Raw genomic sequence first — 13,210 nt, 5'->3', positions numbered from 1 at the left:
GTGTGCGTTGATAATTGAAACGCCCCCATCGGCACTTCCCCTCGATCCAGGAGAGCCCGGAACCCGTGTATACGCTTGCGCTCGGCCCTGAGTGGCTGTCCCCGGACTACCTGATCTCGCACTTCGGTCTGATCGGCATCCTGGTCATCGTCTTCGCCGAGTCGGGTCTCTTCGCCTTCCTTCCCGGCGACTCCCTGCTCTTCACCGCGGGCCTGCTGGTCGCGGACGGGCAGTACATCAAGCAGCCGCTGTGGCTGGTCTGCACCCTGATCGTCGCCGCCGCCATCATCGGCGACCAGGTCGGCTACATGATCGGCAAGTACTTCGGGCCGAAGCTCTTCAACCGTCCGAACTCCAAGCTCTTCAAGCGGGAGAACCTGGACAAGGCGCACGAGTTCATGGACAAGCACGGCCCCAAGGCCATCGTGCTCGCCCGCTTCGTGCCGATCATCCGCACCTTCGCCCCGATGGTCGCGGGCGCCGGCACGATGAAGTACCGCACCTTCCTGACCTACAACGTCATCGGCGGCATCGGCTGGGGCGCGGGCGTCACCATCGCGGGCTACTGGCTCGGCCAGATCGAGTTCATCAAGACGAACGTCGAGCCGATCCTCGTCGGCATCGTCCTCGTCTCGGTCATCCCGGTGGTCTTCGAGGTGCTGAAGGCCCGCAAGGAGTCCAAGGCGAACGCCGGGCAGGCCGCGGAGGCGGTCGCCGCCGACGGCACCGGCCCGCAGTCCCCGGGCCAGCGCGGGCGCCACGCCAAGCGCTGAGACCGCACGCGTCGAACGGGCCGCACGCCCGCCCCGCCGGGGCAGGGGTGCGGCCCGTTCCGCGTGTCCGGCACCCGGAGCGAGGGCCGTCGGCGGCCGCCGGCACGGTCGGTGCCGTCAGTAGCCGCGGGTCCGCTTCGCCGCGGCACGGCCCTTGGCGCTCGCCGCACCGGGGATGCGCATGAACAGCCGGGAGGTCTCCGACCCCAGGTTGACCCCGATCGCGATGGCCAGCGCGATGGCCGCGGCGTTCACCAGGGAGCCAAGCCCCTCGTTGAGCCGGTCCTCGGCGATCAGCAGCAGCCCGTAGTACGTCGCCGAGCCGGGCAGCAGCGGCCCGATGGCGGCCGTGACGTACGGCAGGGCCGAGGCGAAGCGGTAGCGGGAGAAGAGCTGCCCGAAGAGGCCCACCAGCCCGGCCGCGATGGCGGTGGACGGCACGGGCGGGATCCCGCCCGCGTAGTGCAGCGCCCCGAAGGTCACCCAGGCCACCCCGCCGTTGAGGGTCACGATCCACACCGTGGAGCGTTCCTGCTGGAGCAGGATCGCGAAGGTGAAGACGAGCACCATCGACGCCGCGATCTGGATCAGCGGCCGCTGGGTGATCTGCAGGACCTCCTCCGGCTTGGGCGAGGCGCCCAGCTGGAGCCCGAGGTAGAGCACGACCAGCACGCCCATGATGATGCCGATGAAGAGGTACATGACCTCCAGGAGCCGGGCGGCCGCGGTGATGTAGAAGCCCGTCAGGCCGTCCTGCACGGCCGCGACCAGGGCCCGCCCCGGCAGCAGCGCGAACAGCCCGCCGGTGATCACGGCGGAGGCCTTGATGTTCTCGATCTCCGCGAGCTTGAGCGCCACCCCGAAGGCGGCCGGCGGCATCGCGGCGGCCACGAACTGGTAGAACTCCGGCAGCCCGCGCCCGGCGCACAGCCAGGCGAGGCGGTCCCCGAGGACCGCGCCGAGCGCGGCCGCGAAGAAGACCAGCACCCCGCCGCCGACCAGGATCGAGGCGGCCCCGGCGAGCAGCCCGGCGGCCGCCGTGAGCACCCACGTGGGGTACGGGTGCCGGTTGCGCCGGATCTCGGCGAGGCGCCGGTAGGCCTCCTCCAGCGAGATGTCGGTGTCCGGTGTGCTGATGTCGGCCACCAGCCGGAACACGGCCGCCAGGCGGGTGTAGTCGGTGCCCCGGCGGCGCACCGTCCGGCTCGCCGAGACCGGGTGGTCGACCAGCGAAGGCTGGTGCGTGATCGACAGCATGGTGAAGGTGACGGTCGGCTCGCAGCGGTCCAGCCCGTAGGAGCGGGCCACGGCGAACATCGCGGCCTCCACGTCCTCGGAGCCCTCGCCGCCCGACAGCAGCAGCTCGCCGATGCGCAGCGTCAGGTCGAGTACGCGGCCCACGGCGGGCCCCGCCTCGCTCGGCCGCTGCACGAGGTCCGGTACGGGGCGCACGTCGACCGGCATGCGCAGCATCGTGCGCATGCGGTCCTGCCAGGGCGACTCCTTCATCTGGGCGACGGGGAAGCCCTGGCCGGGGGTGTAGGCGGGCGGGGACTGCGCGGCGCTGTAGGTGGCCGGCGCGGCGAACGCCGAGCCCTCCGGCTCCGGGGGGACCGGTCCGGTGTTCGGCGGGCGGACGAACTCCGAGGTGGGCTGGTCGTCGCCGGACACCTCCGGCTCGATGCCGGCAGGCGGCGTGAAGGCGCTGTGCGCTTCGTCGGACTGGGGCTTCCTGTCCTCCGCCCCGTCGGCCTCCGCCACGCGTCCTCCAGTTCGTGATCACCCGGAGTATCAGTATGCGGAACCGTTTCCTCCCCGTCGAAACCTGGTTCCCCGGCCCGGGAACACGACGGCGGGCGGCATCCCCCGAGGGGATGCCGCCCGCCATGTCACGGGGGGCGCGGAGCAGTGCCCCGGCCCGTCACCGCCGAGCGTGAGCTCAGTGGTGGCCGCCCTGCGCCTCCAGGCGCTTGTACGAGGCCTCGATCTCGGCCTCGGCCTCGGTGCGGCCGACCCAGTTCGCGCCCTCGACCGACTTGCCCGGCTCCAGGTCCTTGTAGACCTCGAAGAAGTGCTGGATCTCCAGGCGGTCGAACTCGGACACGTGGTGGATGTCGCGCAGGTGCTCGACACGCGGGTCGGAGGCCGGCACGCACAGCAGCTTGTCGTCGCCGCCCGCCTCGTCCGTCATGCGGAACATGCCGATGGCGCGGCACTTGATCAGGCAGCCCGGGAAGGTCGGCTCGTCAAGGATGACCAGCGCGTCCAGCGGGTCGCCGTCCTCGCCGAGGGTGTTCTCGACGAAGCCGTAGTCGGCCGGGTAGCTGGTAGAGGTGAAGAGGCGACGGTCCAGACGGATCCGGCCGGTCTCGTGGTCCACCTCGTACTTGTTCCGCGAACCCTTGGGGATCTCGATGGTGACGTCGAACTCCACGTCCTGCTCCTCCATGATCAGCTTCATTGCTTCGAGACGGCATTGATTCAACTGCGTGCGCGTCCGGCCCGTCCCTGTCGGGTGGGGTGCCATGCTCGCGGCAAGACGCAGTGGTTAAGTGTCCCTCACGCATATGTGTGATCGCGAAAGGGGCTGGTCCGAGGTGCCATTGGTCAAGACGTGGCAGCTCACCGCGGGTGCGGCCGTCGCCGGCCTCGCCCTGTCGGTGGCAGCGGTGACCGCCGCCGGTCCATGGGACTCCGGCCAGCGTAAGGCCGAGCGGGACAGGGCCGCCTCCTGGGGCCGTACGGGTGGCGCAGATCACGGCGGCACGGCCGGTGCCGGACCCCTCCCGCAGGCCGCGCCCAGCGCCCCCGGAGTGCTCGGCGCCGTCGGCCCCGGCGTCCCGCGGGGGCAGGCCGCAGCGGCCACGCCGTCCGACGCGCTGGCCGCCAGGCTGAAGCCGCTGCTGGCCGACCCGGCGCTCGGCACCGTCCGTACCGCCTCCGTCGTGGACACCGCCACCGGGCAGGTGCTCTACGAGTCCGGGGCCCGGGACGCCATGACCCCCGCCTCCACCGTCAAGATCGCCACCGCGGCGGCCGTACTGGCCGCCCTCGGGCCCGAGCACCGGATCAGGACCACCGTCGTGCCCGGCGCCACCCCCGGCCAGGTCGTCCTCGTCGGCGGCGGCGACCCCTCCCTCACCGCGAAGAAGAAGAGCCCCGCCGGATCCGGCGGCAGCCTCGTCGCCCTCGCCGCCGACACCGCCCAGGCCCTCAAGGCCGCCGGCACCGACACCGTGACCCTCGGGTACGACGACAGCCTCTACACCGGCCCCGTCCGGCACCCGATCGGCGTCAACCCCAACATCGCCCCCGTGACCGCCCTGGCGGCCGACGAGGGCCGCCCCGACGACTCCACCTCCGGGCCCGTGGACCGCACCGACGATCCGGCCAGGGCCGCCGCCCGCGCCTTCCGCACCCTGCTGGCCGAACGCGGCATCAAGGTCACCGGGGAACCCGCCCGGGCCAAGGCCGCCGCCGGCGCCCAGCCGCTGGCCGTCACCCAGTCCACCCCGGTGGCCGGGCTCGTCGAGCGGATGCTGACCAACAGCGACAACGACATCGCCGAGGCCCTCGCCCGGCAGACCGCCCTCGCCTCCGGACAGCCCGCCAGCTTCGAAGGGGCCGAGAAGGCCGTGGCCGCCCGGCTCGCCGGCCTCGGCATCGACATGACCGGCTCCCGCTTCGCCGACGGCAGCGGCCTGAACCGCGCCGACAAGGTCAGCGCCGGCCTGCTGACCGGCCTGCTCGCCAAGGCGGCCGACCCCCGGCACCCGCAGCTGCGGCCCGTCCTGACCGGGCTGCCCGTCGCCGGATTCACCGGGACCCTGCGCGCCCGCAACGCGGGCACCTCCCCGGCCGCCGGCCTGGTCCGCGCCAAGACCGGCACCCTCACCGGAGTGAACTCCCTGTCCGGCACCGTCGTCGACTCCACCGGCAGGCTCCTCGCCTTCGCCTTCCTGACGGCGAACAGCCCCGGCCCCGAAGGCGCCGAGAAGGGCCTCGACAAGCTGGCCGCTGCCGTCGCGGGCGCTCCGTAGGGGGTCCGCCGGACGGCTCGCCCACGTACGGTTGACGCATGACGAGCATCAGTGGTGCGGAGATGGTCGACTGGAACCTCGCGGTGGCGACCGCGACCCGGCTGGTACGGCCCGGCCCGGAGGTCACCCGGGACGAGGCGCGGGCCGTCGTCGCCGAGCTGCGCGGGCACGCCAGGACCTCGGAACGGCACGTGCGCGAGTTCACCCGGATGATCCCCGAAGGAGCCTCCGTCCCCGACACCCCCGTCCTGGTCGTCGACCGGGCCGGCTGGGTCAAGGCCAACGTCGCCGGATTCAGGGAGCTGCTCATGCCGCTCCTCGGCAAGATGCAGGACCGCCGCGCGAGCGCCCCCGGCGGAGCCGTCCTCGGCGCGGTCGGCGGCAAGGTCACCGGCGTCGAGCTGGGCATGCTGCTGAGCTTCCTGGCCTCCAGGGTCCTGGGGCAGTACGAGACCTTCGCGCCCGTCTCCCGCGACCTGCCGGCCGGCGCGGCGGGCGGCCGGCTGCTGCTCGTCGCCCCGAACATCGTGCACGTCGAGCGCGAGCTGGAGGTGGCCCCGCACGACTTCCGACTGTGGGTCTGCCTGCACGAGGAGACGCACCGTACCCAGTTCACGGCCGTCCCGTGGCTGCGCGCCCACCTCGAAGGCGAAATCCAGACGTTTCTCGGCGCCACCGAAGTCGACCCGATGACGGTGCTCGAACGCATCCGGGAAGCCGCCCAGTCCTTCGCCGGCGCCCGCCCGGACGCCGAGCACGGGGACGAGGGCCGCTCCCTCGTCGAGCTCGTGCAGACCCCCGAGCAGCGCGAGATCCTCGCCCGCCTCACCGCCGTCATGTCCCTCCTGGAGGGCCACGCCGACTTCGTCATGGACGGGGTCGGTCCCCAGGTGGTGCCCTCGGTCGCCGAGATCCGCGAGAAGTTCCAGCAGCGCCGCGCCAGCGGGGCCGGCCGGCTCGACGCCGCCCTGCGCAAGCTGCTCGGCCTCGACGCCAAGCTGCGCCAGTACCGCGACGGCGAGCGCTTCGTGCGGGCCGTCGTCGGCCAGGTCGGCATGGACGGCTTCAACCGGGTCTGGACCTCACCGAACACACTGCCCACCAAGGCGGAGATCGACCGGCCCGCGGACTGGGTGGCCCGGGTCCACGGCAAGGGGAGCGAGGGGGGCGGAGAGAACCGGGAGGGGTGACGCCGGGAGCACGGGCCCGCCGCGCGCCGGCGGGCCGGCCCCGCACGGCCTCGCCGCTTCCCCCGCGTTCACCCGCGCCACACGTGACGGAGAGGCCTAAACATGTCTCACTGGGGGAAGCAGCATCACCCGTCCGAGGGACCGTGAGCCGTAGAAGGGCGTGCGATGCTCGGGGAACGGCTCGGCTCTGTCACCATCGACGCACTCTGAGTGACATCCTCTCCGTTCGCGGGGGCGGCCGGGCGAGCGCCCCCCAGCGCACCACCCGAAGCCTCCGAGGCATCCGAACTCCATCGAAGGGCACCGGACATGGGTCCCCATCCTGCGGTCGCGGCGATACGCCTGGCGGTCCGCCGCGTACTCCACGACGTCCTCACCGAGCTCACCGACCTCCCCCGGACCCCGTCCGGAGGTATCCCCCGTGCCGACCGTCGCACCGGCGCGGGCACCCCGCCACTCGTGCTCGTCGCCTGCTCCGGCGGCGCCGACTCCATGGCCCTCGCCTCGGCCCTCGCCTTCGAGGCCCCCAAACTCGGCATCCGGGCCGGCGGCATCACCGTCGACCACGGACTGCAGGACGGCTCCGACCAGCGCGCCGCCGAGGTCGTCACCCGCATGACCGCCCTCGGCCTCGACCCGGTGGAGTCCGTCGCCGTGCGTGTCGGCCGTGACGGCGGCCCCGAAGCCGCTGCCCGCGACGCCCGCTACGGCGCCCTGGACGAGGCCGCCGACCGCCTCGGCGCCGCCGCCGTGCTGCTCGGCCACACCCGGGACGATCAAGCGGAAACCGTCCTGCTGGGACTCGCCCGCGGCTCCGGCATCCGCTCGCTGTCCGGCATGCCCGAGGTCTCGGGCGGGCCCGGCGGCCCCGGCCGCACCCACCGCTACCGCCGCCCCTTCCTCCAGGTCGACCGGCAGACCGCCCGCAAGGCGTGCATGGTCCAGTCCCTGGCCGTCTGGGACGACCCGCACAACATGGACCCCGCCTACACCCGCTCCCGCCTGCGCCACGAGGGACTGCCCGCCCTGGAGAAGGCGCTCGGCAAGGGCGTCGTGGAGGCCCTCGCCCGCACCGCCCAGCTCTCCCGCGACGACGCCGACGCCCTGGACGCCTGGGCCGCCGAGGCCGACCGCGGCGTACGCGACGAGGACGGCCGCCTGGAGTGCGCCAAGCTGTACGCCCTCCCCCCGGCCGTCCGCCGCCGCGTGCTGCGCCGGGCCGTCGTCGCCGCCGGCTCCCCCGCGGGCTCCCTCTTCGCCCGCCACATCGAGGAAGTCGACCGCCTCATCACCGGATGGCGCGGTCAGGGCGCCATCAACCTGCCCGGCAGGGTGGAGGCCCAGCGGCAGGGTGGCAGACTTGTCATCCGGCAGGGCTGATTGGTGCTGAAACACGGCTGAGTCCTCCGGGGGACACCCCGGAGCCCCGGCCGACAACGAAAGTGATGCGGGTGGACGAGAAGGACATGGGCAGCGACCTCCAGTCGGTGCTCATCACCAAGGAAGAGATCGACGCGAAGCTGGCCGAGCTGGCCGCGAAGATCGACGCGGAGTACGCGGGCAAGGACCTGCTCATCGTCGGCGTGCTCAAGGGCGCCGTCATGGTGATGGCGGACCTGGCGCGCGCCTTGTCCACCCCGCTCACCATGGACTGGATGGCGGTGTCCTCGTACGGCGCCGGAACCCAGTCCTCCGGTGTGGTGCGGATCCTCAAGGACCTGGACACCGACATCAAGGACAAGCACGTCCTGATCGTCGAGGACATCATCGACTCCGGTCTGACGCTGTCCTGGCTGCTGTCGAACCTGGGCTCCCGCCAGCCGGCCTCCCTCGAGGTCGTCACGCTGCTGCGCAAGCCCGAGGCCGCGAAGGTCGCGATCGACGTGAAGTGGGTCGGCTTCGACATCCCCAACGAGTTCGTCGTGGGCTACGGCCTCGACTACGCGGAGAAGTACCGCAATCTGCCGTTCGTCGGCACCCTCGCCCCGCACGTCTACGGCGGCTGACCCCGCCCCGCCCCCGGAATCCCCGGTCCGACCGGGGAACCTGGGGGCGATTCCCGCCGTTGGAGCAGGGGAAGGCGGGTCTGTCACCCGTCCCACGGGCCGCGGGTGACAATTCAGGGGTACATTCCGAAGAACAGTCTTTACTCACACAGCAGCATTTACCTACGGGCAGGAGGGACGGGGTGCCTGGCGCCCCGTATGGATGGACGTGAAGCGATACTTCCGTGGGCCGGTCATGTGGATCGTGCTGGCCGTCCTCGCCGTGGTCGTGTTGATGAATGTCGTCGGCTCCGGCGGCGGCTACAAGTCGGTGGACACCAGCGAGGTCATCAAGGCGATCAACACTGGCCAGGTGGAGACAGCCAAGCTGACCACCGGCGACAGCCAGATGATCAAGATCGAGCTGAGCGAAGGCCAGAAGCTCGGCAAGCACGACGGCACCAAGTTCCAGGCCAACTACATCGGGGATCAGGGCGTCCAGCTCGCCCAGAGCCTCCAGACCAAGTACGACGCCGGTCAGATTCCGGACGGGTACTCCGTCACGCCGGACAAGACCAGCCCGTTCCTGAGCGTGCTGCTCTCGCTCCTGCCCTTCGTCCTCATCGTCGTTGTCTTCCTGTTCCTGATGAACCAGATGCAGGGCGGCGGCTCCCGAGTCATGAACTTCGGGAAGTCCAAGGCCAAGCTCATCACCAAGGACACCCCGAAGACGACGTTCGCCGATGTCGCGGGCTCGGACGAGGCCGTCGAGGAACTCCACGAGATCAAGGAGTTCCTCCAGGAGCCGGCGAAGTTCCAGGCCGTCGGCGCCAAGATCCCCAAGGGCGTGCTCCTCTACGGCCCGCCCGGCACCGGCAAGACCCTGCTGGCGCGTGCCGTCGCGGGCGAGGCCGGTGTGCCCTTCTACTCGATCTCCGGTTCCGACTTCGTCGAGATGTTCGTCGGCGTCGGCGCCTCGCGTGTCCGTGACCTGTTCGAGCAGGCCAAGGCCAACGCCCCGGCGATCGTCTTCGTCGACGAGATCGACGCCGTCGGCCGGCACCGCGGTGCGGGCCTCGGCGGCGGCCACGACGAGCGCGAGCAGACCCTCAACCAGCTGCTCGTCGAGATGGACGGCTTCGACGTGAAGGGCGGCGTCATCCTGATCGCCGCCACGAACCGGCCCGACATCCTCGACCCGGCGCTGCTGCGCCCGGGCCGCTTCGACCGGCAGATCGCGGTCGACCGTCCCGACATGCAGGGCCGTCTGGAGATCCTCAAGGTCCACCAGAAGGGCAAGCCGGTCGCCCCGGACGTCGACCTGGGTGCAGTCGCCCGTCGCACGCCCGGCTTCACCGGTGCCGATCTCTCCAACGTCCTGAACGAGGCCGCGCTGCTCACGGCCCGCTCGGACAAGAAGCTGATCGACAACCACTCGCTGGACGAGGCCATCGACCGTGTCGTGGCGGGCCCGCAGAAGCGGACCCGGATCATGTCGGACCGCGAGAAGAAGATCACCGCGTACCACGAGGGCGGACACGCCCTGGTCGCGGCGGCCTCACCCAACTCCGACCCGGTCCACAAGATCACGATCCTGTCCCGCGGCCGGGCCCTGGGTTACACCATGGTCCTGCCCGACGAGGACAAGTACTCGACCACGCGCAACGAGATGCTCGACCAGCTGGCGTACATGCTGGGCGGGCGCGCGGCCGAGGAGCTGGTCTTCCACGACCCGACCACGGGCGCGGCGAACGACATCGAGAAGGCCACCGCCACGGCGCGGGCCATGGTCACGCAGTACGGCATGACCGAGCGTCTCGGTGCGATCAAGTTCGGCGGCGACAACACCGAGCCGTTCCTGGGCCGCGAGATGTCGCACCCGCGGGACTACTCGGAAGAGGTCGCGGCGCTGGTCGACGAAGAGGTCAAGAAGCTCATCGAGACCGCGCACAACGAGGCCTGGGAGATCCTCGTCGAGAACCGCGACGTCCTCGACAACCTGGTCCTCGCGCTGCTGGAGAAGGAGACGCTGGGCAAGGAGGAGATCGCCGAGATCTTCTCGACCATCGTCAAGCGTCCGGCCCGCCCCGCGTGGACCGGATCCTCCCGCCGCACCCCCTCCACCCGCCCGCCGGTGCTCTCCCCCAAGGAGCTGCAGCTGACGAACGCCGCGAACGGCACGTCCGCCGTCGCGCCGGTCTCCACGGAGAAGGGCATCGAGGTGGCCCCGGAGGACCGCCCCGAGTAACCGGAGGGTCGACCCACCCGGAATGGAAGCCGCGCCCCCCAGGTTCTAGCCTGGGGGGCGCGGCACATTTGTACGACCGCGTGTGCGGACAGGAACGAGGATGAGATGACCGACCCAGTGACCCTGACCGGTGACGAGGGCAGGATCGGCGAGTTCGACGAGAAGCGCGCGGAGGCGGCCGTCCGCGAACTCCTGATCGCGGTCGGCGAGGACCCGGACCGCGAGGGACTCCTGGAGACCCCGGCCCGCGTGGCGCGCGCCTACCGGGAGATCCTGGCCGGCATGTGGCAGAAGCCGGAGGATGTTCTGACGACGGTGTTCGACCTTGGACATGACGAGATGGTCCTGGTGAAGGACATCGAGATCGTTTCCTTGTGTGAGCATCACTTGCTGCCGTTCCACGGTGTCGCGCACGTCGGCTACATCCCGGCGGAGAATGGCAAGATCACGGGCCTGTCGAAGCTTGCCCGGCTCGTGGAGGTCTACGCCCGCCGACCGCAGGTGCAGGAGCGCCTCACGACCCAGATAGCGGACTCCCTGATGGAGATCCTCGACGCGCGCGGCGCCATCGTCGTGGTCGAGGCCGAGCACATGTGCATGTCGGTCCGTGGCATCCGCAAGCCGGGCGCCAAGACGACCACGTCCGCAGTTCGCGGCCAGCTCCGGGCCACGGCCACCCGGGCCGAGGCGATGAGCCTCATCATGGCGCGCTAGCCGCATTGTCGGTGCTGTCCGCCACGGTCCCCCTCCGCAACTTCAGTTCACGGAGGGGGACCGACGGAGTGGGGCGTGCCGAGCAAGCAGACGGTGAATGCCGTTGGCGGGCGGCTGCGGGCGCGCGATGTGCGCCCGGGAGATCGCTTATGGACCTTGCGGGAAGGCCGAACCGAACAGACCGAGGTCACCGATGTGCGAGTGGCCAAGACGCGTGCCCTCGTCGACGTCACTACGGACCACGCGACCTTCGCCGTGCTCCCGATCAGCTTCTTTGGACTCCCGACGGATGGACGCACGCGCGTGACGCCGTCGGCACCGTGGTGGCCTGGTCGCAGGCTCGCAAACTGTGTCGGGTACGGCTTTCGATCCAGCCCGGCTATGAGTTCGGCTACCTGGTCGGGGCGACGTGCTCCGACGGCACGGTGGGCAAGAACTACGTGTCCCTGGTGGTCAACGACGAGGCGTTCGCTGCGAAGTATGCGGACTCACTGACCCGCGTCACAGGGCTTTCCGCGCGGCTGGAAGCCGTGACGAGGCCTTCCGGTTACCTCGGCCGGGATGTACCCGGCTTTCGGGTCCGTGTCGTTTCTTCTCGGGCATCTGGTTCGCGCCCCGTGGGAGGCCTGATCCCGAAAGAGACGGCCTAGGCCCGGGCGGGGGTTTCCGCGGTGGGGTCCTCGTCCTCGGGGAGTTTGAGGACGCGCTCCAGGAAGAGCGCGGCGGCGATGACCGCGATGCCCGCGAGGACCGAGAAGCCGGCGTACCAGGCCTGGTCGCGGCGGGCGGGGACGTCGAGGGCGTCCGTCAGCAGGAAGACCCCCACACCGCCGTACATGCCCGCCACCAGCGCGGCCACCAGGGCACTGGCCTGCCCGAAGACCACCGCGCGGGCCGCCATCAGCGGCTCCACGCCCTTCGCGCCCGGGCGCCGCTCCCGCTGGGCCTTGAGCCGGGCCTTCAGGGACAGCGCGGTGGCCAGCAGCACCACGGCGATGGCCCCCAGGACGATCGGCGCGGCCAGCGGAACGCCCGGCAGGGTGCCGTACGCGTTCCACAGCCGGGCGCCGGCCCAGGACAGGACCCCGGCGACCACGAAGATGCCCGCCAGGACCCCCGGCCTCAGTTGCTTCACTTGCCCGCTCCCCGCCTTCCGCACAGTCCGTCAGCAGTCCACAGGCTAACGACTACTCGGGGAGGTGGAGTTCCAGGTCGGGGCGCGGCGTGACGCCGCTCAGGCCGATTCCGGCCAGGAGGGTGGAGACCGGGCCGCGGCCCGGGAGCTGGGCCTCCGGGTCGATGTCGTGCCAGGGGGCCAGCACGAAGGCGCGCTGGTGGGCGCGGGGGTGCGGCAGGGTGAGGACCGGGTCGTCGGAGACGCGGTCGGCGTACGCGACGATGTCGACGTCGATCGTGCGCGGGCCCCAGCGCTCCTCGCGGACGCGGTCGAAGGCCTCCTCGACGGCGTGCGCGCGCTCCAGGAGCGAGGACGGCGGGAGGGTGGTCTTCACGGCGACGACCGCGTTGAGGTACGAGGGCTGCGAGCCGGGCTCGACGCCCCACGGCTCGGTCTCGTAGACGGGGGAGACGGCCTTGACACGCATGCCCGGGGTGTCGCCGAGGGCGTCGATGGCGCCCTGCAGGGTCTCCAGGCGGTTGCCCAGGTTCGCGCCGAGCGCGATGACGGCCCATTTCGGGTTGGACAGGGTGACGTCCGCGGCGTCGACCGCCTCCACGACGGAGGCGGGTACCGGCTGGACCGTGGGGTCGCTCTGGGCGTTCAGTCCGTTGTTCATGCGCGGCTCCGGGTGATCGTGATGGTCACGTCGTCGAAGGGGACGGTGATGGGCGCGTCCGGCTTGTGGACGACGACCTCCACCTGTGCCACCGCTTCGTGCTTGAGGCACTGCTGGGCGATTCGCTCGGCCAGGGTTTCGATCAGGTCGACGGGCTCACCCTGGACGACGTCGACGACCTCTTCGGCTACTACCCCGTAATGCACGGTCTTCGCCAGGTCGTCACCCGCCGCTGCGGGACGGGTGTCGAGGTGCAGCACGAGGTCGACGATGAAGGTCTGGCCTTCCTCGCGTTCCCGGGGGAAGACGCCGTGGTGCCCGCGAGCCTTGAGGCCGCGCAGCGCGACACGATCCACGCGAATCACTCCTGCTTTCGTAGGTGCTTCCGGCCCCGGGGCTCCCCGGGGCCATGGGCCTGCGCCGAGTGCGGTCGGCGTCGTCCGACTTCGAATTTACCTGCGAAA

General features: G+C 71.0%; 12 protein-coding genes and 1 pseudogene. 8 read left to right on the top strand and 5 right to left on the bottom strand.

From position 1 onward, the window contains the following. Positions 1-65 precede the first annotated feature (65 nt). Positions 66-743, top strand: a pseudogene (locus OHA91_RS17335) (DedA family protein); the annotation flags it as partial. 147 nt (positions 744-890) lie between these two features. Here OHA91_RS17335 and OHA91_RS17330 read toward each other — a convergent pair. Both OHA91_RS17330 and OHA91_RS17325 read right to left on the bottom strand, forming a co-directional pair. Further along, positions 891-2,534, bottom strand: a complete 1,644-nt coding sequence (locus tag OHA91_RS17330; protein ID WP_031147753.1) for a threonine/serine exporter family protein — start codon at positions 2,532-2,534, stop codon at positions 891-893. Positions 2,535-2,712: 178 nt separating this feature from the next. Next, positions 2,713-3,207: an inorganic diphosphatase gene (locus OHA91_RS17325; RefSeq protein WP_008742522.1), complete on the bottom strand. Its 495-nt coding sequence runs from the start codon at positions 3,205-3,207 to the stop codon at positions 2,713-2,715. Between the two features lie 163 nt (positions 3,208-3,370). On the opposite strand from OHA91_RS17325, the gene dacB reads away from it, so the two are divergent. From dacB to OHA91_RS17290, 7 genes are all read left to right on the top strand, one after another. Further along, positions 3,371-4,813 carry a D-alanyl-D-alanine carboxypeptidase/D-alanyl-D-alanine endopeptidase gene (dacB, locus tag OHA91_RS17320; RefSeq protein WP_037631712.1) on the top strand — a complete coding sequence of 481 codons (1,443 nt, stop codon included), beginning with the start codon at positions 3,371-3,373 and terminating at the stop codon, positions 4,811-4,813. Between the two features lie 38 nt (positions 4,814-4,851). Next, positions 4,852-6,003: a zinc-dependent metalloprotease gene (locus OHA91_RS17315; RefSeq protein WP_031147758.1), complete on the top strand. Its 1,152-nt coding sequence runs from the start codon at positions 4,852-4,854 to the stop codon at positions 6,001-6,003. A gap of 309 nt (positions 6,004-6,312) precedes the next feature. Continuing rightward, positions 6,313-7,383 carry a tRNA lysidine(34) synthetase TilS gene (tilS, locus tag OHA91_RS17310; protein ID WP_031147759.1) on the top strand — a complete coding sequence of 357 codons (1,071 nt, stop codon included), beginning with the start codon at positions 6,313-6,315 and terminating at the stop codon, positions 7,381-7,383. Between the two features lie 65 nt (positions 7,384-7,448). Next, positions 7,449-8,009: a hypoxanthine phosphoribosyltransferase gene (gene hpt / locus OHA91_RS17305; protein WP_030228417.1), complete on the top strand. Its 561-nt coding sequence runs from the start codon at positions 7,449-7,451 to the stop codon at positions 8,007-8,009. A gap of 202 nt (positions 8,010-8,211) precedes the next feature. Beyond that, the gene (ftsH, locus tag OHA91_RS17300) at positions 8,212-10,236 is read left to right on the top strand and encodes an ATP-dependent zinc metalloprotease FtsH (protein ID WP_266498857.1); all 2,025 of its coding nucleotides are present in this window, start codon (positions 8,212-8,214) and stop codon (positions 10,234-10,236) included. A gap of 105 nt (positions 10,237-10,341) precedes the next feature. After that, a complete protein-coding gene (gene folE / locus OHA91_RS17295) occupies positions 10,342-10,950 on the top strand; it encodes a GTP cyclohydrolase I FolE (protein ID WP_031147761.1) in 609 nt (202 codons plus the stop codon). A gap of 320 nt (positions 10,951-11,270) precedes the next feature. After that, positions 11,271-11,600, top strand: coding sequence for a hypothetical protein (locus OHA91_RS17290; protein WP_328739579.1), 330 nt, complete (start codon positions 11,271-11,273; stop codon positions 11,598-11,600). Here OHA91_RS17290 and OHA91_RS17285 read toward each other — a convergent pair. The 3 genes from OHA91_RS17285 to folB are packed head-to-tail and all read right to left on the bottom strand — an operon-like array spanning position 11,597 to position 13,102. Continuing rightward, positions 11,597-12,085: a DUF3180 domain-containing protein gene (locus OHA91_RS17285; RefSeq protein WP_031147762.1), complete on the bottom strand. Its 489-nt coding sequence runs from the start codon at positions 12,083-12,085 to the stop codon at positions 11,597-11,599. The genes OHA91_RS17290 and OHA91_RS17285 overlap by 4 nt on opposite strands. 52 nt (positions 12,086-12,137) lie before the next feature. Beyond that, positions 12,138-12,746: a 2-amino-4-hydroxy-6-hydroxymethyldihydropteridine diphosphokinase gene (folK, locus tag OHA91_RS17280; protein WP_031147763.1), complete on the bottom strand. Its 609-nt coding sequence runs from the start codon at positions 12,744-12,746 to the stop codon at positions 12,138-12,140. Then, on the bottom strand, positions 12,743-13,102 hold the full coding sequence (gene folB, locus OHA91_RS17275; RefSeq protein ID WP_030010912.1) for a dihydroneopterin aldolase: 360 nt from the start codon (positions 13,100-13,102) through the stop codon (positions 12,743-12,745). Before folB ends, folK begins: the two co-directional genes overlap by 4 nt. Positions 13,103-13,210: the final 108 nt, after the last annotated feature.

Source organism: Streptomyces erythrochromogenes, assembly GCF_036170895.1.
GTDB lineage: Bacteria > Actinomycetota > Actinomycetes > Streptomycetales > Streptomycetaceae > Streptomyces > Streptomyces erythrochromogenes.
Note: the sequence above shows the minus strand (reverse complement) of the source record. Positions and strands in the feature narration are given on the sequence as shown.